General features: G+C 41.3%; 22 protein-coding genes and 1 pseudogene. 20 read left to right on the forward strand and 3 right to left on the reverse strand.

Features of this window, described 5'->3' with window-relative positions; genetic code table 11:
- Nucleotides 1-20: 20 nt before the first annotated feature.
- From MKX60_RS15050 to MKX60_RS15085, 8 genes are all read left to right on the forward strand, one after another.
- On the forward strand, nucleotides 21-923 hold the full coding sequence (locus MKX60_RS15050; RefSeq protein ID WP_060622964.1) for a carbohydrate ABC transporter permease: 903 nt from the start codon (nucleotides 21-23) through the stop codon (nucleotides 921-923).
- 18 nt (nucleotides 924-941) lie between these two features.
- The gene (locus tag MKX60_RS15055) at nucleotides 942-1,802 is read left to right on the forward strand and encodes a carbohydrate ABC transporter permease (protein ID WP_341060208.1); all 861 of its coding nucleotides are present in this window, start codon (nucleotides 942-944) and stop codon (nucleotides 1,800-1,802) included.
- Entirely contained in the window at nucleotides 1,802-3,022 is a 1,221-nt protein-coding gene (locus MKX60_RS15060) for an anhydro-N-acetylmuramic acid kinase (RefSeq protein ID WP_341060209.1), read from the forward strand. The genes MKX60_RS15055 and MKX60_RS15060 overlap by 1 nt, the downstream gene beginning before the upstream one ends.
- Complete coding sequence (locus tag MKX60_RS15065) at nucleotides 3,023-3,994, forward strand: GNAT family N-acetyltransferase (protein ID WP_341060210.1); 972 nt, start codon at nucleotides 3,023-3,025, stop codon at nucleotides 3,992-3,994.
- Between the two features lie 2 nt (nucleotides 3,995-3,996).
- Nucleotides 3,997-4,704, forward strand: coding sequence for a PIG-L deacetylase family protein (locus MKX60_RS15070; protein WP_076106428.1), 708 nt, complete (start codon nucleotides 3,997-3,999; stop codon nucleotides 4,702-4,704).
- Nucleotides 4,705-4,802: 98 nt separating this feature from the next.
- Nucleotides 4,803-5,945 carry an exo-beta-N-acetylmuramidase NamZ family protein gene (locus tag MKX60_RS15075; RefSeq protein WP_341060211.1) on the forward strand — a complete coding sequence of 381 codons (1,143 nt, stop codon included), beginning with the start codon at nucleotides 4,803-4,805 and terminating at the stop codon, nucleotides 5,943-5,945.
- A gap of 17 nt (nucleotides 5,946-5,962) precedes the next feature.
- Entirely contained in the window at nucleotides 5,963-7,525 is a 1,563-nt protein-coding gene (locus MKX60_RS15080; protein WP_076285350.1) for a glycoside hydrolase family 3 protein, read from the forward strand.
- A gap of 28 nt (nucleotides 7,526-7,553) precedes the next feature.
- Nucleotides 7,554-8,471, forward strand: a complete 918-nt coding sequence (locus MKX60_RS15085) for an N-acetylglucosamine kinase (RefSeq protein ID WP_076285351.1) — start codon at nucleotides 7,554-7,556, stop codon at nucleotides 8,469-8,471.
- 96 nt (nucleotides 8,472-8,567) lie between these two features.
- Here MKX60_RS15085 and MKX60_RS15090 read toward each other — a convergent pair whose 3' ends face one another.
- The gene (locus MKX60_RS15090) at nucleotides 8,568-9,776 is read right to left on the reverse strand and encodes a GNAT family N-acetyltransferase (protein ID WP_341060212.1); all 1,209 of its coding nucleotides are present in this window, start codon (nucleotides 9,774-9,776) and stop codon (nucleotides 8,568-8,570) included.
- 340 nt (nucleotides 9,777-10,116) lie between these two features.
- On the opposite strand from MKX60_RS15090, the gene MKX60_RS15100 reads away from it, so the two are divergent.
- From MKX60_RS15100 to MKX60_RS15110, 3 genes are all read left to right on the forward strand, one after another.
- The gene (locus MKX60_RS15100) at nucleotides 10,117-10,434 is read left to right on the forward strand and encodes a MurR/RpiR family transcriptional regulator (RefSeq protein ID WP_445670753.1); all 318 of its coding nucleotides are present in this window, start codon (nucleotides 10,117-10,119) and stop codon (nucleotides 10,432-10,434) included.
- A gap of 50 nt (nucleotides 10,435-10,484) precedes the next feature.
- Nucleotides 10,485-10,964: an SIS domain-containing protein gene (locus MKX60_RS15105; protein WP_341060213.1), complete on the forward strand. Its 480-nt coding sequence runs from the start codon at nucleotides 10,485-10,487 to the stop codon at nucleotides 10,962-10,964.
- Between the two features lie 114 nt (nucleotides 10,965-11,078).
- A complete protein-coding gene (locus tag MKX60_RS15110; RefSeq protein ID WP_341060214.1) occupies nucleotides 11,079-11,573 on the forward strand; it encodes a GyrI-like domain-containing protein in 495 nt (164 codons plus the stop codon).
- Between the two features lie 72 nt (nucleotides 11,574-11,645).
- On the opposite strand, the pseudogene MKX60_RS15115 reads toward MKX60_RS15110, so the two are convergent.
- Nucleotides 11,646-11,795: pseudogene (locus MKX60_RS15115) on the reverse strand (helix-turn-helix domain-containing protein); the annotation flags it as partial.
- A 19-nt stretch (nucleotides 11,796-11,814) separates the two neighbouring features.
- Here MKX60_RS15115 and MKX60_RS31705 point away from each other — a divergent pair.
- The 3 genes from MKX60_RS31705 to MKX60_RS15125 all read left to right on the forward strand — a co-directional run bounded on the left by MKX60_RS31705 (nucleotide 11,815) and on the right by MKX60_RS15125 (nucleotide 14,996).
- Nucleotides 11,815-11,937, forward strand: coding sequence for a DUF6809 family protein (locus tag MKX60_RS31705; protein WP_445670754.1), 123 nt, complete (start codon nucleotides 11,815-11,817; stop codon nucleotides 11,935-11,937).
- Between the two features lie 770 nt (nucleotides 11,938-12,707).
- Nucleotides 12,708-13,796: a DUF1648 domain-containing protein gene (locus tag MKX60_RS15120; RefSeq protein WP_341060215.1), complete on the forward strand. Its 1,089-nt coding sequence runs from the start codon at nucleotides 12,708-12,710 to the stop codon at nucleotides 13,794-13,796.
- 210 nt (nucleotides 13,797-14,006) lie between these two features.
- Entirely contained in the window at nucleotides 14,007-14,996 is a 990-nt protein-coding gene (locus MKX60_RS15125) for an aldo/keto reductase family protein (protein ID WP_042189570.1), read from the forward strand.
- Nucleotides 14,997-15,004: 8 nt separating this feature from the next.
- Here MKX60_RS15125 and MKX60_RS15130 read toward each other — a convergent pair whose 3' ends face one another.
- Complete coding sequence (locus tag MKX60_RS15130) at nucleotides 15,005-15,904, reverse strand: LysR family transcriptional regulator (RefSeq protein WP_341060216.1); 900 nt, start codon at nucleotides 15,902-15,904, stop codon at nucleotides 15,005-15,007.
- A gap of 243 nt (nucleotides 15,905-16,147) precedes the next feature.
- Between MKX60_RS15130 and MKX60_RS15135 the strand changes: the two genes are divergently transcribed.
- From MKX60_RS15135 to MKX60_RS15160, 6 genes are all read left to right on the forward strand, one after another.
- Nucleotides 16,148-16,990: a sugar phosphate isomerase/epimerase family protein gene (locus tag MKX60_RS15135; RefSeq protein ID WP_341060217.1), complete on the forward strand. Its 843-nt coding sequence runs from the start codon at nucleotides 16,148-16,150 to the stop codon at nucleotides 16,988-16,990.
- Nucleotides 16,991-17,257: 267 nt separating this feature from the next.
- A complete protein-coding gene (locus MKX60_RS15140; protein ID WP_076299285.1) occupies nucleotides 17,258-18,757 on the forward strand; it encodes a sensor histidine kinase in 1,500 nt (499 codons plus the stop codon).
- Nucleotides 18,735-19,427: a response regulator transcription factor gene (locus MKX60_RS15145; protein ID WP_076299284.1), complete on the forward strand. Its 693-nt coding sequence runs from the start codon at nucleotides 18,735-18,737 to the stop codon at nucleotides 19,425-19,427. The genes MKX60_RS15140 and MKX60_RS15145 overlap by 23 nt, the downstream gene beginning before the upstream one ends.
- Nucleotides 19,428-19,576: 149 nt before the next feature.
- On the forward strand, nucleotides 19,577-21,088 hold the full coding sequence (locus MKX60_RS15150; protein ID WP_341060218.1) for an S-layer homology domain-containing protein: 1,512 nt from the start codon (nucleotides 19,577-19,579) through the stop codon (nucleotides 21,086-21,088).
- 141 nt (nucleotides 21,089-21,229) lie between these two features.
- A complete protein-coding gene (locus tag MKX60_RS15155) occupies nucleotides 21,230-21,838 on the forward strand; it encodes an ankyrin repeat domain-containing protein (RefSeq protein ID WP_341060219.1) in 609 nt (202 codons plus the stop codon).
- Nucleotides 21,839-22,005: 167 nt separating this feature from the next.
- A complete protein-coding gene (locus MKX60_RS15160) occupies nucleotides 22,006-25,128 on the forward strand; it encodes an ATP-binding protein (RefSeq protein ID WP_341060220.1) in 3,123 nt (1,040 codons plus the stop codon).
- Nucleotides 25,129-25,301: the final 173 nt, after the last annotated feature.

The raw sequence follows: 25,301 nt of genomic DNA on the forward strand, positions 1-25,301 counted from the left end.
TAGAAGAGAGGTGCGACCCAATGAATCAAACGTTGACTAAAAGAAAAAAATTGAAACTCGAAAGTGACTCAGGTTGGGGATACGCGTTTATCGCAGTAGCACTTATTGCGTTTTCTTTATTTACCGCATATCCAGTCATCAATGCTTTTATTATCAGCTTACAAAAATATGGTCCATTAGGATCCACTTTTGTCGGCATGGATAACTTCGTTAACTCGTTTTCAGATGAACTTTTCTGGAAAGCACTGAAAAACACGTTAGTATATACGCTATTAACTGTTCCGTTTAATATTCTTCTATCATTTTTAATTTCAATTTTGATTATTCCTTTCAAGAAAAAAACACAAACGATCTTTAAAGCACTATATTACTTGCCAGCCGTAGCATCTGGTGTAGCGCTTTCTGTTGTGTGGCTGTGGATCTTCGATCCGTTAAAATCAGGTATTGCCAATAAGCTCGTGAGTTTTTTAGGTATTGAAAATCAAAACTGGCTTGGTTCCAGTGCAACTGCAATGTTCTCACTTGTGTTAATGTCATGGTTATCAAGTCATGGTACAGCAATTATTATTTATATAGCCGCATTACTCGCTATTGATAACAGCTATTATGAAGCAGCTGAAATTGACGGCGCGTCTTTCCTGCAAAAGCTTTGGTTTATCGTTGTCCCTTTCCTTAAGCCAACAACGCTATTCCTACTTGTTACTGGTGTTATCGGTTCCTTCCAAGTATTCCAAAACGCTTATCTTATGACAGGCGGTGGACCAGACCATGCAACAACAATGGTAGGTTTGTTAATCTTTAACAATGCGTTCACATATTTTGAGTTTGGTGAGGCAGCGGCACAATCATTAGTTCTAGCAGCGATTATCGGATTTATATCATTCCTTCAATTCAAGTTTATAGGTAAAGATGTAGAATACTAGGAAAAGGAGCAGAATACTATGGGTTTGTACAACAATAGCTTAAGAAGCAAAGGGTATCTGTTTATACGTAATGGTGCAAACATTACGTTCCTTATCCTATTTGCCGCAGCTACCATATTCCCGATATACTTTATGGTCATCTCCTCGTTCGGTGATCCGGTAGAAGCTGGTGCAATGAGCTATTCTATCCTACCATCGAAGATTTCATTTGAATCTTATAAATTCTTCTTTAATTTCAGCAAACATACATGGGACTGGTTATTGAACTCCTTTATAGTGGCAGCGTGTATCACGGTATCTAACGTATTTTTTGCTACACTTGCTGGATATGCTTTTGCAAAAATGAAATTTAAAGGGAAAAACATTTTGTTCGCTATTTTGCTGGGATCTATGATGATTCCTGTTCAAGTCACTCAGGTTCCACTATATATTTTGATCGTAAACATTTTTGAATTACAAAATACGTACACAGCGTTGATTATGCCGAGCATAGTAACGGTATACAATATCTTCTTGGTTAAGCAGTTCATGTCCTCCATTCCAGGTGAAATTATTGAATCTGCTAAAATCGAAGGTTGTTCCCAGCCTAAAATCTTCTGGTATATCATTATGCCTCTATCTAAAACAATTATGGCAGTACTAGCAATCCTAACGTTCATGGCGGCATGGAATGACTTTTTCTGGCCGTTCCTAGTAACGAATACGATGGATATGCAAACCATTCAGGTCGGCTTGAAAAACTTTCGCTTTGCGAATACAACTTACTTTGCACCGATGATGGCGGGGGCAACCATTTCAGCAGTTCCAATGTTTATTTTGTTCTTCAGTTTACAAAAATACTTCCTTGAAGGGGTAACAGTTGGAGCGGTGAAAGGCTAATGGACAAACAATCAAAAGTTGATGCAACATACTTAGTTGGCTTGATGTCCGGTACATCAGTAGATGGTATTGATGCAGCAGTAGTTAAGCTTTTCCCATCAGCCGAAAAAGAACATGGAGTAGAGATTGAATTACTGGCTTTTGAAAACACACCTTTTGAGATGCAAGTTAGAAACTCCATATTTGAGCTTTTTGATCCCGCTAGCGCTACGATTGATAAGGTTGGCGCAATGAATATGTGGCTTGGCGAATTATACGCCCAAGCCACATTATCCGTTATAGGGAAATGCGGCCTTTCGCCTTCGCAAATATTCGCAGTAGGATCGCATGGTCAAACAATCTATCATGCTCCGGATGGGAATGTTATGGGCGGTTATAATCTGCATTGTACCGTTCAGATTGGGGATGGTGCAGTTATCGCCAATCGCACAGGAATTCCTTGCGTATCAGACTTTCGAGTTGCTGACATGGCAATGGGTGGACAAGGAGCTCCGTTAGTACCATTTACCGAATACTTATTGTTTAACAATCCAAAGAAAACACTTCTGATGCAAAATATTGGCGGAATAGGCAATGTGACTGTTTTGCCTGTAAATGCCTCACCGGATGAGGTATTTGCTTTTGATACGGGTCCTGGAAATATGATTATCGATGGCCTTGTATCGCAATTATTTGCACCAATGACAATGGATGTTAATGGCGAAATTGGTGCGGGCGGTCAAGTGATTGATGAGCTATTGAAATGGATGCAGCAGGATAAATATTATACGATGCCGTTACCAAAATCGACAGGCAGAGAACGGTTTGGCCAACAATACGTGGCACAAATTATTGAAATGATGAAGGTTAATAACTGGAAAGCAGAAGATGTTGTTGCAACAGCTACGTACTTAACTGCCTGGAGCATCGTCGATAGCTATGAACGGTATATTGCACCGCAGCACCAGGCTGAGCAATTGTTAATTGGCGGCGGTGGAAGCTATAACAAGACGCTTTTGCGTGATTTACAGCACTTATTTGCACCGCATAACGTGCAGGTGCTGACGCAGGAGGATATCGGTGGTAATAGTGATGCTAAGGAAGCAATTGCTTTTGCTCTGCTAGCGTGTTACACGATGGAGCGCTTACCAAACAATATCCCGCTAGTAACTGGAGCTTCACAGCCAGTAGTAATGGGCAAAATTTCCTGGCCCTATATTGGACGTTCACAGGAGGCTTAAATGTTGCAAATCAGACCCTTTTCAATTGAAGATCACTCTGCAGTTGTAGAGCTTTGGAATCGTGAGGCTACAAAATATGATTATAAGCCATTTACAGATCGAGAGTTTCAAGATACATTCATCGACCATCCTTATTTTGACGCTGACTGTATATGGGTAGGCTGTGACGAAAAAGGGATTGTTGGTTTTGCAGCTGGCTGCTGCGGTGACGATCTCCCTCTTGGAGATGTGGCCGGTTATATTACGAGTGTTATTATAGATAACCATGTGGCTTCTCTGGAGCTTTACGATGCTTTTCTATTGCGTTTAGAAAAAAGATTCCAAGAACTTGGGAAAAGACAAGCGGATGTATTGTTTTTCAACCCTGTTAAGCTGAAGTGGAGTATACCAAGTGCACCTCAGCATGAGCATAATAATGCCCCGGGCATCAGTAAGGACCAGCCATTATATGAAGCTTTAATGGCTAGAGGCTACGAAGATCGAGCGACGCAATGCGGCATGTATTTAAAACTCGGAAGCTTTATTGTTCCCGAAGATATTTTAGATAAGGAAACCAATGCAAATAGCAAGGACTATTACATTACGTCTTATGTCCCTGATTTACATACAGGGCTTGAAGCAACGCTTGCTGCCCTGCAAAATCCGCAGTGGAAGAAGGATATTGTTACTTATGTGAAGGTTGGCGCACCACTTGTAGTAGCCGTGTACGGCAACGAGGTTGTGGGCTTTGCAGGTCCAATTATTTCGCAGCCTGATGGAAGAGCATTTTTTTGCGGTATCGGAGTGCACCCAGAGCATGAGGGTCATGGCCTTGGCAGTGTATTATTTTTCAGAATGGTTGAAGCTTTTCAAAATGTGGGCTGTCAATATATCTCTCTATTCACTGGAAATAATAATCCGGCTCTTCGAATCTATCAAAAAGCGGGCTTTACTATTGAAAAACAATTTTCTATATTGCGGAGGGAACTTTAAAGATGAGCGAAAAATTCACAGTATTAGCAATTGGAGCGCATGTTGGTGATGTGGAGCTAGCTTCTGGTGGTGTGCTCGCTAGTCATAGTTTAAAGGGAGATCGCATTGTGACACTAGCGTTAACTGCGGGTGAACGAGGGGTCCCGGCAGGACAGGATATGAAGGAATATCGTCAGCAAAAAGTGAAAGAGGCACAGGTTTTTGCGGATATGCTAGGCGGTGAAGCCATTGTATTCGATGATTATTGTGACGGAGAGTTGCCTGACAATCAAGAAATTCGTATGGAGGTTTGTGATGTAATTCGTCGCGTGAAGCCTAATATTATTATTACACACTGGAAAAACAGTATGCATAAGGACCATGCGCTAACGCATCATATCGTAAATGATGCCCGTTTCTTCGCAAGTCTATCATCCTTTGAACGAGCGCTCCCCGCGCACTTTGCAGCAAGATTATATTACTCCGAAAACTGGGAGGATGCGGTTGATTATGTCCCTTACGTATATGTGGATTTCGATCAAGCGGCATTTGATCTATGGATAGATGCTTTAAGCAAGCATTGGTTTGTGACGAATAGCAAATCTTTCAAATACATGGATTACTATAAAGCACTAGCAGTTGTTCGCGGCTGTGAAGCAAGAAAGACATATGCAGAAGCATTTATGGTGCCTGCTGAAACGGTGAAGGTTAGGCAGTCTAGTCTTTGGTAACTATTCAACTAGCTAAGAGGGAGTGTTTCTATGTATAGCAGGAAACATTCCCTTGTTCTATCCATTTATGCGAAAAAGCAGCTAGGAGGCAGCTTCATATGGTGTTAAATGGGATTGATTCTATAACGAATTATCGTTATTTGTTCGAAGGTAAGCGCGTAGGATTGATTACAGCGCCGACAGGTCTTACGAAGGATTTTGCATCAACGATTACTATATTACATGAAAATTTTAATCTTGCTGCGATGTTTTCACCTGAGCATGGCGTTCGCGGAGATTTGGATGCAGGGGCAGTAGTAGACACTTACATGGATCCTTTTACGAATGTTCCAGTCTATAGCTTGTACCGTAAAGACTCCAAGCGTTTAACAAAAGAAATGCTGAATGAAGTAGACATCATTGTATACGATATTCAAGATGTTGGTGTACGCTATTACACATTTATTTATACGATGCTGTATGCACTTGAAGATTGTGCAAATGCAGGCGTAGAATTTGTTGTTCTTGATCGTGTTAATCCGCTTAACGGGGTAACGGTAGAAGGGAATGTCTTGAAGCCCGGCTTCAAATCATTTGTTGGAAATTACGAGCTAGCCGTGCGATACGGCTTAACAGCAGGTGAGGTAGCAACGATGGCAAATGATCAAATGAATTGGAATGCATCGCTGCATGTCGTTCGTTTGGAAGGCTGGGAACGGAGCATGTCCTTCCCGGATACAGGATTAACTTGGGTCCATCCTTCACTTGGAATGCCACGATATGAAACAGCTTTATTATATACAGGAACATGTTTATTTGAAGGCACGAACTGCTCGGAAGGACGAGGCACAACGTTCCCATTTGAAATGATTGGTGCTCCGTTCATTCAAGCGCAGCAATTGGCAGATGAGATGAATGCAAAAGGTATCCCGGGTGTGCTTTTCCGTCCAGTTCATTTCAAGCCAACGTCATCTAAACATTCTGGCGAGCTATGCGGCGGGGTACAAATTTACATTACAGATATCCAAGTGCTGAGGCCTTTAGAAGTTGGGGTAACCTTATTATTTACGATAAGAGATTTGTACGAGCAATTTTCATTCCTGCCTCCTGTAAAGGAGGGCTCTCGTCCATTTATCGATTTGCTGGGGGGAGACAACATGTATCGTACGGAAAATATGCAAGCCAAGCAACTGCTTGAACAGTTTGCAGCGGAAAGCAAGCAATTTGCAGAAATAAAACAGCAGTATCATTTATATCGCTAGAGGAAGGTGAATAATTGATGAGAACAATAGAATATATGAGCTTGCGCGAAAAGATTGGACAAATGTTCGTAACAGGCTTCCCTTCAACCGAGATCACTCCTGAGCTGAAGGAAGTTATTGAGCATTATAAAGTCGGCAATATTATTTTATTCTCACATAATATCGACAATAAATATCAATTAGGCGAGCTTGTTACTGAGCTGCAGCAATGGTACACGACACATACTGGTATCCCGGGTTTTATTACGATCGACCAAGAAGGCGGTCGAGTCACTCGTATGCCTAAAGACGCGACCAATGTTGCTGGAGCCATGGCAATTGCTTCTTCAGGACGACCTGAAAATGCGTATGCAGCAGGCAGAATGACTGCCAGAGAATTGAAAGCATTAGGTATTAATTTTAATCTAGCTCCAGTTATGGACGTTAACAATAATGCATTGAATCCAGTCATAAATGTTCGTTCATATGGTGATTCTGTTGCAACAGTATCCCAGTATGGAATTCAAATGATGAAGGGATTACTCGATGGAGGCGTCATGTCCTCACTTAAGCATTTTCCAGGTCATGGTGATACAAATATCGATTCACATATTGGCTTGCCTACAATTGAAAAAACACTTGAGGAATTAGAGCAGCTTGAGCTGCTGCCGTTTAAGGCCGCAATTGAGCAAGGCGCTCAAGCGATTATGAGTGCACATATTTTATTTCCGAAAATTGAAAAATCCGGTGTGCCCGGAACTATGTCTCATACCATTATTACAGAGATATTAAAAGGAAAATTAGGATATAAAGGGTTAGTTGTATCGGATTGTTTAGAAATGGACGCGATCAAACGATACTATGGTACGGCAAAAGGAGCGTTAGGAGCTGTTAAAGCAGGTATTGATTTGGTATTCATTAGTCATACTCCTGAGACAGTGAAGGAAGCGATTCATTTGATCGAAGAAGCTGTAGCCATCGGTGATTTGGATGAAGCGCTAATTGATGCAGCTGTTACAAAAATTTTAGCTTATAAAGCACAATATGCGACGATTGAGGAGCTAGATTATGAACTAGTTGGCTGCGATGTACATCGCCGAGCAAATGAGCTAATGCGTACGGAAACGATCTGCCTCATTAAAGGTGAGCTCCAGCCCATTCATACCGGTGACGAGCAAGTGTTATTTATGGGTTCCTATTCATACCGCACCGATCTTGCGTCCAGCAGCTTGAATCAAGCTCTTAGCTTTCCGCAATATATGGGGGAGCATTTTAATACAGCTTATGAGATTATCGACATTGACCCGAGCGAGGAGCAAATCAACGCTGCGCTGCCAAAGGTACAAGGCTACAAGCATATTGTTATCGGCTTGTTCAATGCGCGTGAAAACAAAGGTCAGCTTGCGCTTGTTCAGAAGCTGCTGGCTGCAGGCTGCAAAGTAACGGCCATTACATTAGGTCGCCCGTATGATTTACCGTTAATCGAAGGCGAGTTCTGCGGAATTGCGGCATTTGAGTATACACTTGATGCATTCAAATCACTCCTTCCAATCCTAAATGGTGAGGTTGTACCCACCGCCAAGATTACGATACAGATGTAGATAAAAAGTACAACAAGGGGACATAGGTATGGCATTTATCGTTGGAATTGATGGGGGCGGCACGAAAACAGCTGTCACAATTACCCATGACCAGGAAGACGCTTTATTCACCTTTACTGTAGGGCCTATTAATTATAACGGTGGTGATGCTGATGCTATTGCCGCCTCCTTTGAGGAAATTTTTAGTCAAACGAAGCTCTACTGCGGTAATTTACAAGAAGTTGCTCATATATGTATAGGTGCGGCAGGAATAAGTAATCCGCTGGTCATCAATTTTTTGGAGCAGCATGTGAGAAATAACGGTTATATCGGGTCATTAACGATTACAGGCGATCAAGAAACCGCATTATACGGAGCACAAAATGCGATGCAAGGCATCATTCTCATTGCCGGTACAGGATCGATTTGCTTTGGGGTCAATGAAAAAGGAGAGCAGCATCGCACAGGAGGCTTTGGTCATCTGATTGATGACGAGGGAAGCGGTTATAGCATTGGGCGCGATCTATTATCCGTATTAGTTCAAGTGGAGGACGGAAGAATAACCGATACGGTCATCCCAGCGATGGTATATGAGCAGCTTGGCTTAAGCACTGTGAAAGAGATTATTGGCTTTGTTTATGATAAAAATACGACGAAAAAAGATATTGCGCAGCTCGCACCGATTATGACGACCGCATGTGAGAAGGGCGATGCACATGCAATAGCGTTAGCGGAGAAATGTGCAACCAATCTATATGAGCTTGTTGTGCCTGTTATTGAACGGCTTAAGCTATATGAAAGTCCGATTGCGATTGCAGGAAGTGTGCTGCAAAAGTCTCGCTTTGTGAAAGAAGCCTTGGAGCGAAAGCTCGCACAGAGCTACCCGCAAACAAAGCTGATTTTGCCAATTAAGGATGCAGCCTACGGTGCTGTCCTGTTAGGAAGATCAAAAATGAACAACGACTAGTTTTTGTCGCTATGGAAAAATAAGGGTGTGTCATAAGTCCGAGCAGTTGGACTTGCGACACATCCTTATTTTAAAATAGTAGGAATCAAAAATGGCTTAAAATTTATCGGTCAAATAAAACACGGCTTGTTGTTTCGGAAATAGAGCTTGAAGGATGTTAGCGTGCTCAGTACTGTCCTTTGCTGCGCCTTCTTCATTATAGCCAAACATGATATAAGTCATTAGCTCGCGTTCATCTACTTCTATTGAAGTAACGGGAATGGTATGATTACTAGCATCGGAAACAGAAAGCTGCTTTTGCTTATAATCCAAGTAGATACAGTCCTCATTGCTGCGAAGTGCAATATGCAGCTCCTGGTCTGCAATTATGTTGCTACGGTTTAGGCGATCTTCTAATTCAGGCTGAAGCTTATGGAAAGTTGAACTGAGATTGATCATTTTCCACATCGCCATATTGATTTGAATTGAATTTGCTTGATGCTGTTGGTAATAGGAATATAGCTTATGGTCCTCTGGGAGCATCGCTAATATTTGCTTTGCATTTTGGCGCAGCTGACATAAGGCATGAAACAAAGCTTCAACGCCGTTTTCGGCTTCGTTCAAATACAATAATTCATTAATAAATACTTGTTCAGTATCTTTCTTTTCAATGATGCCATAAGCGACGATTTTCCCATTTCTGCGAAGGAGCAAGCAGTCAACTTTCTTCCATTCCGGCCAGGTCAATAAATCATTCCAATACGTTTTACTTCGGATCACGGTGTAGGTACGATTCTTATTGAATTGTTCATAGATGAAACGGATATCATCGAGATAACAGGCTTCAAAAGGAATGATTTCATCACTGCTTTGCTGCTGCTCCAAACTTGCTGGTTTTTCAATTGCGAAAGCAGTCTCGGGAATAAGTCTCCAGCCAGCTTTTTCATAAAACGCATGCTTGCTAGCCAAAAGCAAGCTTATATCATAATCGGTTTCTTTCATATAGTTGGTCTGCGCATGAAGAATTTTGTGTGCAAGCCCCAGCCCGCGGTAATTTAGATCTGTACCGACACTCCCCATTGCACCTGTTTTCAAGATCGCTTGACCGACTCTAATATGAAACGGGAAAATTTGTACATTGGATGCAATCTTACCGTCAACCATCGCAAACCATGTTGTATCTGGATCATATGTGGTGTCTAGGTCTAATCTTTCTTGGAAAAAAGCTCGGCCAACGGAAAAGCATTCATCTAAAATATCGTAAATCTTTTCAAGCTGCTCTCTAGTTGGATGGTTCATTACGATGATGTTTGGTGTCGTCGTCATCTTTCATTTTCCTCCTGCGACGTAATGTTGGGATAAATTTAATAAATAAAAAAAATGGTTTTTTGGAATTTAATTTCTTATTTATAGTTTAATATTGAAATAAAAATTCGTCAATAATGGAACGTGTGGAATCGTAGAAGTGATACAAAGTTTAGATTACTCAATATAGTCTAAATGAGGATTAGGAAAATAGCGACTTCGGCTGAGCAATTACAAGCACAAAGCGCACAAATGAAGGCGAAGCTTAAAAAGAAGAATGATAAACCGTTCAAGAACTTTTTGCGAAAAATCGGAAATATTTTCATACCAATGATTCCTGCATTTGTTGGAGCGGGTTTAATTGCGGGGAAGTATGATTTCGCAAATTGAGCTAGACTTAAATGAATTGCCAGAATCAGAGAAAAAAGTAGTGGAGTACATTCTTGCAAATGCTAAAGAAGTGCTGCATATGACCATACATGAGTTAGCGACAAAAGCGGAGGCAAGTAGTGCGGCGGTTGTTCGTTTTTGTCGGTCGCTTGGAATAGAGGGCTTTCCAGCGCTGAAAATCCGTTTATCCGCGGAGGTAGAGAACACGCCGCTTGTTAGATACTTTGATGTTGAATCGAATGAAACGTTGATTCCATCATTGATAAAATGTTGTCAAATACAATACTGACCTTTCAGAATACGGCCAGTTAACTCGACGCGCAGTCTATTGAGCAGGCAGTGAGCCTGTTACAACAGGCAGAAGTGATTTATGTTTATGGGATAGGTGCCTCATTTATTATTGCAGAAGATGCAGCACAAAAATGGCTTCGGCTAGGCAAAAATGTATATGCGATTTCAGATCGTCATTTATTGGCGGCAGCCATGGCTACGAAATCAGAAAATGCCGTCTTCTGGGGGATTTCGTATAGCGGTGAAACGAGAGAGGTTATTCAATTATTAAAACGAGCTAAGGAACAGGGGATAAAAACAATCAGCCTCACTCGTCCTGGTAATAACAAGCTCTCTCAGCTTGCCGATGTTTCTTTATTTACATCACGTGCGCCGGAAGCGCAGCTTCGTAGTGCGGCAACAAGCTCAAGATTTGCGCAATTATTTGTGCTCGATATTGTCTTTAGCGCATATGCATCTGCTCAGCATGATTTTACTGTGGGGCAGCTAGCGAAGACAAGAAAAATGATTGAAATTTTGAATGATTAAATTGCGATAAGAAGCTTCTACCAGAGTATGGTGGAAGCTTTTTTATTGTAAAGTGCTTTAAGCAGATCGAACTATTCTTCCACTTAATAGTATAATCAAATAGTATTCCTTATTTTGAATGGAGGAGATTTTCTGGAAGCTAAAGTAGTAACATTATCCCCTTTTCATGTTGTAGGCTACAAAATTGAAGCAGATATTAAAGAATTTGAGTCTGGTCTTGGTAAGAGTATTTATCATTCGCTATTTGAAAGAAAAGACGAAATTCAAGACAAGAAAAATGAGAATGTAATCTTAATACAGATTTATCCTATGGAGCCCGATTTTAATCCTCAGGTTGACAGGTTTACACATATTCTTTGTTATGAAGTAAGTAAACAAGGTGATGTTCCGTTAGATATGATAGGTCATGCTGTCGGTGAGAGTAAGTATGTTACTTACACACATCAGGGACTTGAATCCGATCTCAGTCGTTCATATGACTATGTATATGGACAATGGATTAGAGAAACTGGAAATGAACCAAAGGATTATGATTTTGAAATTTGGGATGAAAGATATAAACCAGAAAGTCTAGAGAATGAGATTGATTTGTTTGTAGCATTGAAGTAATTATTTATGCTTTAGCCTAGACGTGAACAAGCTCCTGTGAATATCACAGAAGCTTGTTTGTGTTGCGGATTATTATTTTTTGCTGGGATTGCGCTTAGGGTTATCTGTCTGACCTAAAATATAGTCGATGCTTACTTTATGGAAATTAGCTAGCGTAATTAAAACGGCGCTCTGAACATCCAAATTTCCATTCTCGTAGCGGGAGTATCCGAATGAGTTAATTAAGCCAAGTGATCCGGAATTGCAGAAGATTAATCAGAAAATCATTAATTTTTTGGAGATACTCAAAGAGAGGTTATCCGAGGAAGATTTTGATCAAGTCGAAAAGTTATTCGATTTACAGAGTGACTCAAGTTCTATTTAGTGGTGATAAAGATTCTATTTAGTGGTGATAAAGATTCTATTTAAGATGGCATATAATAAGTCAGTAAAGGAACCGGGGTGTAAATACGCTTCGGTTTTTTTGGGGTTTATTTCATGGCAAATAAGAATAGGATTTCAAGCAGAAATATCCGTAGAAGTAATCAGGTTAGATAGTGATAAGGCAAGAATTAACTCAATGTATCCTTTGACTTCATGTCCATTTTTGCCAGAATAGAATACAAAACGATTAAGCGAAGAATGAAGCAGGACAAAGAGGCTGGAGTGAAGAAAGGCATTTTGACAAACGGAAAGCAACTGTTTCCATACTATTATGATAAGAACACAAGGTCGGTACTGGTGGATGAAATGAAGCATCCGATTTATCGAGCGATTGTAGAGAAATATCTTAATGGAACAAACCTGAGCAAGTACTATATTAAGCATGGACGGACTTATTTATACTCTGACGCAGTAATCCGCACCATTGCAGATACGAGGCGAGTCCTTTACCTACATAGAATTTCAAACAGATGTACTTGCCATAATTCAGTTGTCAGATGAGTAGCTCTGCGTAGCGAAAAAACTGGATAAATTGTTAATTTCACCCCAATAGTCACTAAAATCGATTATAATAAAATTTATGTTCAAGTCGATTACCTATCCTAAGTTAATAGGATAATCATACGCAAAAAGGCATAGTGATGAATCGCCTATGCTATAAGGGTTATAGAGTTTTGAATACACACTTATATATAAGAGGAGGCGAATGATATGACGATAATGCCTGTTATAGTAATGATCTTTGTATTTGTACCTGCCATTGTACTCATGGTAAGCATGCCTTATTTAACAAGAGAGACGATTAGTTTTGGGGTCACCGTCAGCCCTGTACAATTCCATAGTGAGCCTCTGCGCCAGATGCGGAAGTCATATGCTAGGATTAGTGCTACCTTGCATACCATCATATTCATTGTTTGTATCATCTGTCTAATATACGGTGATGAACATTCCAAGCAACAAAGTTGGATCATTGTCACTTATTCACTCGCCATGGTCGTAATCTCCCTAGTCATAAACATTAGCTATCATTTCAAAATGAAAAGTTTACTACCTATGCTGCCTATTGCTCTGGAACCATCGATCATGGCAGTGGACACTGGATTTCGGAAAAGAAACATTGGCTTGTCTAATAATTGGTTCCTCATTCATGTTTTAATTACTGTTGTTAGTATTGTAACTGTGCTATACAACTACGATCTGATTCCTGATCAGATTCCGATCCATTACAACAGCAGTTGGAACGTAGACCGCTATGCAGCTAAATCTTTTAGTTCTGTGTTTATGCCTACAATAATGCAAGTGTTCATAACACTTTTGTTCATATTTGAGAATTGGAGTATTCGCAGAGTAAAGCAGCAGGTTCAACCCAATGATCCTAACCGTTCCATCAGACAAGACGCAACTTACCGCCGTACTTGGTCATATTTTATGCTTACAGCAAGCTTCTTAATGGTTATCCTGTTTTCTGTCGTGCAACTAAACATGATATCTCTGCTTAACATGAATTTCGCTATCCCTATTATCCTAATCATAATAGCCCTTATTATCCTATACGCCTTGGCCTTAACGTTCTGGGCTGGTCAGGGCGAAAGCCGCTTGGAGCGATCTGCCGATAGCTCCAATGTCAGACCTGTCCATGATGATGATAAATGGCGATTTGGTATGATTTATTTCAATCCCAAAGATCCAAACCTAATCGTCAAGAAAAGGCTCGGAGTCGGCTGGGGATTAAATTTCGGTCACCCATTAAGCTGGCTGTTTTGGCTCGGAATTATTGTACTGTTAGTTGTGGTGCGGTAACAAGGCTTGGAGGTTAATACTCACCGGAGTATAGGCGAAGTTAGAGTTTCAAAACAAAATATTTACCGAAAAAAACGCCTAAAGGGCGTTTTTTATTATCTTTAAGTATCTCAGTAATATCTTTTTTGAATTAAATCGCATATCAAAGAGTATTTCTCGTATTAATATCTCTTTGTTACAATCAGATTGTTATCTAAAGGAGGGTATAAATTGAACTATCGCAAATTAGGAACGAGTGGTTTACATCTAAGTGAGATTGCTTATGGTAATTGGATTACACATGGTGCTCAAGTGGACAATGATACTGCCCATGCTTGTGTTCGCGCTGCATTGGATGTAGGGATCACAACATTTGATACTGCAGATGTATATTCCGATACGAAAGCTGAGATGGTGCTGGGCCAAGCATTAAAAGGAGTGCACAGAGCTGATATCGAATTGTGTACCAAGGTGTGCCATCCCACAGGGACGGGACGTAACGCAAGAGGTCTGTCTCGCAAGCATATTATGGAGGCGTGCCATGCTTCACTGAACAGATTACAGACCGATTATATTGATATCTATTATGCGCATCGCTTTGACGCAACAGTATCCCTTGAAGAGACCTTCTTGGCTTTTTCGGATCTGGTGCGTCAAGGTAAGGTTCTCTATGTCGGGATAAGTGAGTGGACGGCGGATCAGATAGCAGAAGGTGCTGTTTTGGCGAGGGAATTGAAGGTGCCATTGGTGGCTAGTCAACCTCAATATTCGATGTTATGGCGCGTAATGGAGACGGAGGTAGTTCAAGCTTGTGAGCGGGAAGGGATTGGACAGGTGGTCTGGTCACCGCTTGCTCAAGGGATTCTTTCAGGCAAATATATGCCAGGGCAACCATTGCCAGAGGGTTCTCGTGCTTCAACAGCTGCGGGCTCACCTTTTATGAATAAATTGGCGGGTCAATGGCTTCGGACTGAGGTGCTTGAGGCGATCTCGAATCTCTCTACCATCGCCAGCGAAGTTGGGTTGACGCTTCCGCAATTGGCTATAGCATGGGTGTTGCAAAATCCACAAGTCTCATCTGCAATTATTGGGGCATCCAAGCCTGAGCAAGTAATAGAAAATGCCAAAGCTGCGGGAGTTCGTCTGGATAGGGAAGTTATGATGCAAATCGATAGGGTGCTAGAAGGACTCGTTGAACGTGATCCTAGAAAAACGGGCTGAATATTATATCATTCACCATTAATAACTTCTGAACTCATTTGTCCTATGATCTCTAGTAACGCGGATAAGGAGGCACGATCGGAATCGGTTCTCCAAGCGGCATAAAGGGGAATCGATGGTGTGCTTTCTTCAAAGGGACGAAATACGACACCTTCGCGCTGAAAAATAGCAACTGAAGAGGGCACAATGGAAACTCCAAGATTAGCAGCTACCAAGTTTACAATGGTGTACATCTGAATGGCTTCCTGTACAACATTCGGATACATGTCGTGTTGGGCGCAGAAGCTCATAATGAGGTCATGAAAAGGAGCTCCTAAATGACGTGGGAACGATATAAACGGCTCTAAAGATAAAGAGCGAATGGATAACACCGGTAAATGAGCTAGGTGATGCTTCTCTGGCAAAACGGCAACAAGCGATTCATTGACTAAGGGACGATGGTCGATATGCTTGCCCGACTCTGTATAACGTACAAATCCAATGTGAATCGTTCCTTCATGTAAAGCCTGCCACTGCTGAGCAGATGTCATCTCATGTAATGTGAGTTGTACTTGTGGATAACGTTCCCGAAACATTTTTAACATATCGACCAATACTCCACCAGCTGCAGAATCTATAAATCCAATGTTCAAATGTCCGATAATTCCTTGATCGACTAATTGTGTTGTTTTAATAGAGCGTTCCAGTTGAGATAGAATGGATTTAGCCTCCTCTAGAAATACCGCCCCCGCTGGCGTTAGACGAACTTGTCTTTTGTTCCGTTCTAATAGTTTCACACCAATCTCATTCTCCAGAGCTTGAATTTGCTGGCTTAAGGGAGGCTGCGTCATATTCAGCTTCTCTGCTGCACGGTTAAAATGCAGTTCCTCTGCTACTGCGATAAAGTATTGCAATTTTTTTATGTCCATACTGTTCAATCTCCCTTGAAATGCTTCTCCAAGCAAGTATAAGGATCTTTGAACGAAAATGAAAGGAAGGGCTTGTCGTCCCCCCATAAGCCTCCTACCCCATCTTAATTTTTGACAAAAAACATTATTGCAATTAGATCGTAGAATTTGTTAAAGGGGACTAGAGATGGTTTTATTCGAGTGCACGATGCGCTAGACTAGATATGACGAACTGTTAGATTGGTCATAAGGGGGAGAACGACGATGATAAGAGGATTAACAACAGCAGGTTTGGGTGAACTCAGTTCTAATGAAGAATATATCAGACTTGCGAGCCAATTCGGCTTTCAGTCGATAGACGCAAATCCATTGGAGTTAGTGCAGCAGTATGGTAAGGATGGGGCTGTTCAATTGCTGGAAAGCCATGGCATCATGCTAGGATCATTTGGTTTAGTGGTAGATTGGCGCACAACAGAGGAAAGCTTTAGAGAAGGGTTGAAATCGCTTACCCAAATGGCTGAGGCCGCTGCTGCATTAAATTGTACGACATGTTGTACATATATTTTACCTTCGACAGATCTTCCGGTCGCAGCTTTTATGATTGCAGCCACGAGACGTTTAAGACTATGCGCGGAAATATTAGGCGCTTATGGAATTACATTAGCATTAGAGTTCGTAGGCCCTCATCACTTACGTACACAATGGGCAAATCCACTGATCTGGACGATGCAAGATACGTTGAGCTGGATGGAGACGATTCAAGTAAGGAACATCGGATTGTTATTGGATTCTTACCATTGGCATACGAATGGATTAACGAGTGAGGATCTGCTGAAATTACAACCGTATCAAATTGCATATGTCCATATTAATGATGCTAAACCTCTACCGACAGAGGAATTGTTAGATTTCGATCGATTGTATCCAGGAGAAGGTTCTATTGATCTCACAGGATTCTTGGGAAGCCTGAAAAAGATCGGGTATGCCGGTGTGATCGCCCAAGAAGTTCTGGCGCCAGCTTCCGCGCTAAGTTCATCTGAATTATTTTCTCGTTCTAAAACAGGCTTCGATAAAGTATTCTCATCACTGGAAAACGTACCCATATAGAATGAACTTGAAAATATTCAAAAAAGGGAAAAGTGGTCGAAGTCCAAACATTCTCTGGAGTCGCGACCAACCCGAAATAGGAAAATCATCAGATCAATCTATATAGCATTTGATGATCTCGCGTAAATTAAGTTCTATAAAAACTTCTGCCGAAGTGTTGGTAGAAGTTTTTTTCTGTTAGCAAACGCTCTCCCCATGTGATAGTATTTCACTAAAATACGGAGATGACTATTTAGCGGATCCAATGTTAGTGAGAGGGGAACAGTCGTGTCGATTCGGATAAAATTACTGTTATCTTATACGGGAATGCTAGTCGTTAGTTTACTTATCATCGTAATGACGGCAGCTTTATTTACAATTGCATCAACTGGAGATGTTCATAGTCTTCGGGATTTTTATAAAGTGCACTATCAATTAAATCCGTTGTCGGAGCAAGAAGAGTCGATTTTTTTAGAATTAAAGTATTTAGCCAAGCATGACCCGGATGAATTGCAGAACAAGGATTTGTTACTGGAATATGATTTTAAGCTAAAGACAGAGAAAGCGGGACTATTTGTAAGGCGAGTAAATGACCCTGTGTTTGAATCGCGCACCTTCAATCAACCTGAATTAAAGGATGCTTTACCTCCTTACGATCTCAATAACTATCAGATTCGTAACACGTTTAATATTAAAGAAAGATTTTATGGCTATGCCAAATTTGACTTTAAATATTCGGATGGGGCGAAAGGCAGTGTTTTCGTCATCAAAGAGCATAGTCCTTTTGCGGAACTCACACGGAGGCTGCTACCGATCTTTTCATTGATATTAATTGGCGTTCTTGTGGTTGCGAATGTACTATTATATCGCTGGATTACACGAAGTGTTATTAAGCCACTGAACAAGTTAAGGGATTCCGCAGAACGAATTCAAGAGGGTGACCTTCAATTTGAACTTAACCTGCAATCCAAAGATGAGATTGGGGAGTTAAATAAAGCGTTTGAGACGATGAGACAGAGGTTACAAGAGTCAGTGAGCCTTCGTCTGCAATATGAGGAGAATCGGAAAGAATTAATCTCAAATATTTCACATGATTTACGTACTCCGATTACGAATATTAAAGGGTTTATTGAAGGCATACGAGATGGTGTCGCCAATACACCTGAGAAGATGGACATGTACGTCGACATTATTTATAACAAAACCATTGGAATGGATAAATTGGTTGATGAATTGTTCCTATATTCCAAGCTGGATTTGAATCAGGTCCCATTTTCGTTCGAAGCTGTGGATATTATTGCATTCCTTGAGGATTGTATCGAAGAGATGCGCTACCATAACGAAAATAAAGGAGTTTCATTTCAGCTAGACGACCATAACTCCGAGCGTATTGAGGTTGTTGCAGATTTAGATAAATTAAAACGGGTATTACTGAATGTAATTGGAAATGCGCTGAAGTATATGGACAAGCCGGACCCTTTCATCCGTTTTTCTCTGCAAGTGGATAGTGAATGGGTGACTGTTGAAGTGAAGGATAATGGAATGGGTATTGATGCTGAAGCACTTCCACATATCTTTGAACGGTTTTATCGTGCAGAGCCTTCTCGGAATCTATCGACAGGCGGTAGCGGACTTGGTCTTGCGATAGCTCGTCAGATTATTGAAGGGCATGGTGGGTCGATATGGATGGAAAGTGAACCAGGTGTGGGATCAAGCTTGTTCTTTACTTTAAAGCGAACGACCGATGAAGGAGGATTTCATTCGCATGACACGGATTCTGATTATTGAAGATGAGGCAACGATAGCGCAATTGGAAAAAGATTATTTTGAACTGAACGGTTTTGCCGTTGATATATGTCATACAGGTTCTGAAGGGCTTGGGCAGGCTCTTGAAGGGGATTATAATCTTATTATCGTAGATTTGCAGTTACCTGGCATCGATGGCTTTGAATTATGCCGCCGTATTAGGGAGGCTAAGGAAGTGCCGATCTTTATCGTATCTGCGAAGAAAGAGGAGATCGATAAGCTTCGGGCGTTTAATCTCGGAGCGGATGATTATATTACGAAGCCCTTTAGTCCAAGTGAATTAGTGGCAAGAGCGAAAGCGCACCTAACGAGATATGAACGCATGCTCAGCAAGCTAGAGCCAATGGAGAAGCATGAGATCCAAATCCGTGGAGTTCATATCGATAAAAATGCCCGCAGAGTGTATGTACGTAATCATGAGGTTTTGTTTACCGCTCGGGAGTTCGATGTACTGGTCTTTTTAGCGAGTCATCCGAATCGGGTATTCAGCAAAGATGATTTATTCGAACGGATCTGGGGGATGGACTCCAGCGGAGATATCGCAACGGTTACGGTTCATATTCGCAAAATACGGGAGAAGCTGGAAGCGGACCCCTCGAATCCACAATATATTGAAACGGTGTGGGGTGCGGGATACCGGTTTACGGTGTAATGGCGTTTTTCTTTAAGGTTTTCGATAATTTTAAGCTCTAGTTAATACTTTATTAATAAATCGTTTCTGGGGAGTTTATTTCTTTCCTTTATCATTCAGTTATAGACATGAGCAACAAATAACTTAATGATTTTAGAGGGGGAAATACAGTGAGAATCGTTTCTAAAAAAGCAGCAGCATTAATGATCGCAGCAACACTAGGCGCAACCTCTTTACCCTTTGCCGTGTTAAATGTACAAGCAGCACCTACATCAGGCAACATAGGAATATCCGCAGCTGCATCTAAGTTATCAGATAAAGAAATTCAAGAAGCCGTTGAAGTACTTGCGGGATTAGGTGTGTTACAGGGTTATGCAGATCATTCGATGGGTGTGAACAATCCAATCAATCGTGCAGAATTAGCGAAAATGGTAGTATTGACTTTTAAATTACAAAGCACTGAAGAGAACACTGCCCCATTCACCGATGTGAATTCGAACGTATGGTATTACAAATATGCGTCAGTACTTGTTGGTTTAGGGATAATGGAAACGGAAGATGGTAAATTCAGCCCTAATAAAACGGTAACGGATGAAGAAATCGTGCAAGTTGTATCGAAGGCGTTGAAGCGTGATGTCTTATCGGTTAACTACTGGGCTAATAAATTGCAATCCACTTCTGGACCTGTAACACGTGGCGAAACAGCGGCCTTACTGAATACAGCACGTAAAGCAATGCCATCCGATAAAGCTCAAATTACAAGTGTGAAATCGATCAATGAAATTACATTAATCGTAACCTTAGATGCTCCTTTGACAGCTGAGAATGAGGTGTTTGCTAAAGCAAAAGAAGATTTTGTATTCAATGACGGTCTAACCTTAACGAATATGCCGCGGCTGAAATCGGGTTCTGTTGCAACGTACATTGTTCCTACATCGGTGCAAAAAGCTGGAACAACCTATAATTTAACGTACAAAGGTAAGAATGCAGGATCATTTGTAGGAAACGCAGCCAAGGTGGATATGACAGCAACCACTCAGGTAACCAACGACACCTTTGAGATTGAAGCACTGAAAACAAATGGCGTCATTGACTATGGATATGTCATCTCTGCATACAGTGGTGGACGTGGTGCTAACGCATTTGTTTTGGATGAGAACAACAGAGCAAATGGCATCACGTATCAAATCATTCCTTCCATGCAAGGTAGACAAGTAACGATTACCCCAGAAAATGGAGAATCCATCGTTGCCAAGTATGTTCCATTTACACAATCGACAGATGGTAAGATTGAGCCGAAATTCCGGCTTCCTGAAGGACAAGTCTTGAAACCAGGTGTGAAATATACCGTAACATCCGACTGGGCCAATATATCAAATCCTTCATTCGAAGCAAAAGAAATAGCGCCACTGCAAATCTCTGGCGCTGAAGCTGTCAGCGATACATCCATCAATGTATCCTTGGCTCAAGACCCTGGTGATGAATTGTTTTCGGGTCGTAGTGTACAACTAACCGCTCCAAACGGAGACAAATGGGCTGCAACCTATAAATTCTCCAGTCGTAAAGGTGCCGTAGGTGTATTCGATATTACGGATAGCGGTAAATTGGCTGCTGGGACAGTGTATACTGTGACACCACTAGGCGCATGGGCAACCTCTCAAGTCACATTCACTTCGAAATAAGGCGAGTCTACATGAAAGGTGTTGAATGTCATGCGCTTTCTCGTCTTAACACTCTTACTTTTTATATCAGGATGTCAGACCGATGATTTCAAGGTGTTAAACAACCAAGGGCAGCAATCAACTCAGGAGGTGAACAATGAAATGGATAAGCTGAACCAAGCACTGTTAGCTGCGACTCGTCAAGGAGATAAGGAGCTTATAACAAAACTATTAACAGACGGTGCAGATATTGATGTTACAGATAATGAGGGTAGAACGCCCGCTTTAATCGCTGTACACACGAATCAACTGGATATATTCAAATTATTGCTTGAAAAAGGTGCCAACATCAATATCCGCGACAATCGCTCGGATAATCCACTTCTTTATGCAGGCGCTGAAGGAATGCTTGATTTTGTGAAGGTATCTATTGCTGCAGGTGCTGATACCTCAATTGTGAATAGGTTTGGGGGGACCGCACTCATCCCTGCTGCAGAGCGTGGTCATATGGATATTGTGGAAGAACTTCTTACAAGTTCTGACGTCAATATTGATCATGTCAATAATCTGGGTTGGACTGCATTACTAGAAGCTATCATACTGGGCGATGGGGGCAAAGAACATCAGGCTATAGTGCAATTGTTAATACATCATGGTGCTGATATTCATATAGCAGATTCTAACGGAGTTAGTCCCTTACAGCATGCGCAAAATAGGGGTTATCAAGAAATGGTAGAAATGCTAATGAACAAGAGTAGTGATTCGATATAATTTAAAAAAAGGGAACTCCGCTCAAAACGGAGTTTCTTTTTTTTGTCCTTTGAAACTAGGATTACCCACCTCTAGAAACCTCATAATATAGTATAATCAGACTATAATATTCAATAGCGGAAGATGGGAATATAGCACTATTAAATTTATCGAAGAATGAGGCGTACATGAGAACTTCGGAGAATAAAATTAAGTTAAGTCATATGTTATACATAGTAGTATTTATCAGTATTTTAATTATTGTACGTTGGGGCTGGTATAATCATTTTTCGTTATCCAATCCTCCTGCTGTGAAGCAAGGCGTGTTAGATTTACGTGGGGTGGACATTGAATCACTAAGCACCTTTCCGCTGGATGGTGAATGGGAATTTTATCCTGAACAATGGGTGAATGCTACCAATATCGACAACGCTACGAAGGGGCAGATGCTTCAGGTACCGGGTAACTGGAATGCTATATTTAAGCCTGAAGAGCAAAAAAAGGCATATGGATACGGAACTTATCATTTGCGAATTCTGCTGGATCAACCCTTATCTGAGCCACTTAGCTTTTGGTTCCAATCTATCTATACTGCATCTGAAGTGGAGATTAATGGAACAGTTCTCTCACGGTTTGGTGTGTTATCTGATGAGAAAGAAGGCCATGTTTCTGTCACCAAGTCATTCCTGATCAGTTATACATCGATAGATCAGAAACAAATGGATCTGTTTGTTCGGGCATCAAATTATGAGTCTCCGTTAAAAGGAGGCATTGTTAGGTCTGTAGAGTTTGGCATTCAACATGAGATAGATACAGTCTACTGGAATTCCATCGGCTTGCAGCTAATCGTAGGGGTACTGCTTCTACTACATGGGCTGTATTTATTGATCATCTATTTGATGGATGTGCGAAAAACAGAGTTGATTATTTTCTTCTCGATGATGGTTGCAGCGGCTGTATCCATTGGGGTTGAACATAATGGACTATTGTTCCGGTTTCTTCAGGTTGATTTTGCCTGGACGTTGAAGCTAAAGGTTCTTTCGTATATAGGGTTCTGCTTGTTCCTGTTCCTGATGGGTAGAGAGCTTTATGGGAATCTGCGGAAAGGCAAGGCCTTTTATAGTTACATCTTCTCACTCCTCGTTTTTACACTATTTATAATCTTTGGTCCAGAAGAGACAGTGCTATATTCAATCGAAAAAGGGGTCTATATGATCCTGTATTACGTTCCAGTATGTTGGACGGCTTATTATTTTATAAAGATGGTATCCATTCGAGCTGAGGGTGCACTATTTTTATTATGTTCAGTGCTTGCTGTGATTAACAATATACTATGGGCGTCTGTTTATTACGTAGGAACCTCGCAATTTATGTTTTATCCGGTAGATTTAATTGCTGCACTAGCCACTTTTTCTGCCTATTGGTTTAGAAGATACTTTAATCAGTCCCATCAGAATGTGTTATTAAACGCTCAATTGGCAGAGACGAATAAATTAAAAGACCGTTTTCTGGCGAATACGTCACATGAACTACGGACTCCCCTACATGGAATTATGAATATTGCCCAGAGCGTGTTAACGAGGAAAAAACATGTGCTGGATGAAGAGAGTCAACGTGATATGGAACTGCTAATTATGGTTAGTCGGCGGATGTCGCTCATGCTGAATGATTTGCTTGATGTGGTGAGATTGCAGGATAAACGGATTGTGATGAATATAAAAGCAGTGCATGTAAGCTCCTTGGCTGAGGGCGTGCTGGATATGTTACGCTTCCTTACCGGTGGAACAAAGGTGGAGCTTAGCATGCATATTAATGAGGATTTGCCGCGTGTACATGCTGATGAGGAGCGATTGGTACAGATTCTGATAAATCTTGTTCATAATGCACTTAAGTATACCGAACAGGGTAAGGTTGAACTGGTCGCTGAACAAGTGGGTAGGGATGTATGGATACATGTTACGGATACAGGAATAGGTATGGATGAGGCATTGAAGAAACGTGTCTTTATGCGCTATGAACAAGGGGCTTACGGGGAAGGTGGTATTGGACTGGGACTTAGCATCTGCAAGGAACTGGTCGAGCTGCACGGGAGTGAATTATTGCTGCAATCGCAGCCGGGTCAGGGGAGTAAGTTCAGCTTCAAATTACCCGTAGTAGATGAGCGTGTTCAATCATCTATTTCGGATGTTCAACTAGAAAAGGATACGATAACATTATCACCATTCAGCGCATGGATAACAGCTGAGACATCTACTATGGTAGCTGCCACATATTCCACGAAGGAAGTAGAGCCACTCTCTATGGTTGATTCAGACTCTGATATTATACGTGTTCTGGCAGTTGACGATGATTCGGTCAATCTAAAAGTTTTACAAAATATTTTGTCAGATGGAACCTATCAGATGGTTACTGCGACTTCTGCACGGGAAGCGCTGGATAAGTTAAACCATGATCGATTTGATCTGATCATCACTGATGTGATGATGCCGGGCATGTCTGGTTATGAATTGACAAGATTGATTCGTGAGCGGTTCACGATGTATGAATTACCTATTATACTACTGACTGCTCGTAGTGAGCGGGAGGATGTCTATGCGGGCTTCTTGGCTGGAGCAAATGATTATGTCACCAAACCGGTAGATGCGATGGAATTGAAGTATCGAGCCTTGTCCCTTTCATCTATGAAGCGAGCGGTCAATGATCGGTTGAGGATGGAGGGGGCTTATTTACAAGCGCAGATCCATCCACACTTTCTCTTCAATACACTGAATTCGATCATGTCCTTAAGTGACTTTGACACTGCCAAAATGAGAGAGCTATCAGATGCATTCACAACTTATTTGCGCATAAGTTTTGACTTCTTAAATGCAGGCAAGCTCGTTACGCTGTCACAGGAGCTTAAACTGGTGGAGAATTATATATATATCCAGCAGCAACGTTTTGAAGAGAGACTCCTTGTGGAATGGGAAGTAGATGCAAATCTTGAAATGTTGATGCCTCCGCTTACGATTCAACCACTAGTTGAGAATGCTGTTCGACATGGCGTTTTAAGTCGGGCTAAAGGTGGAACACTGCGCATTCACATTGAGACACGTGCGGATGCTGTCCATTTTAACATTGTAGACACAGGGTTGGGAATGGACGAAGCACAAGTCAGCATGCTGTTAAATCCGAATGGCTATAAGAATCAAGGTATTGGGCTGCTTAATACGGATAGAAGATTGACACAACTATATGGACGTGGCTTGCAAATTCAAAGTATCCCTGGTTTGGGAACTACGGTGTCATTTATCATTCCTGATAAGGATTGATTGTGATCATGGGGGAACTCCTTGGAGTTATCCCTTTTTGGTGTTTCTTTAGAAAATTATGTGAATATTTCACTATTGTTGCATCATTGATTGTAAAAATAAAAGCTACCTGCCATTATTACAGAGAAAGGAAAATTTGTGATCAAAAAACCATTCATGATAGGAGAATTAGA

This window comes from Paenibacillus sp. FSL R5-0914 (assembly GCF_038004525.1).
Lineage (GTDB): Bacteria > Bacillota > Bacilli > Paenibacillales > Paenibacillaceae > Paenibacillus_AQ.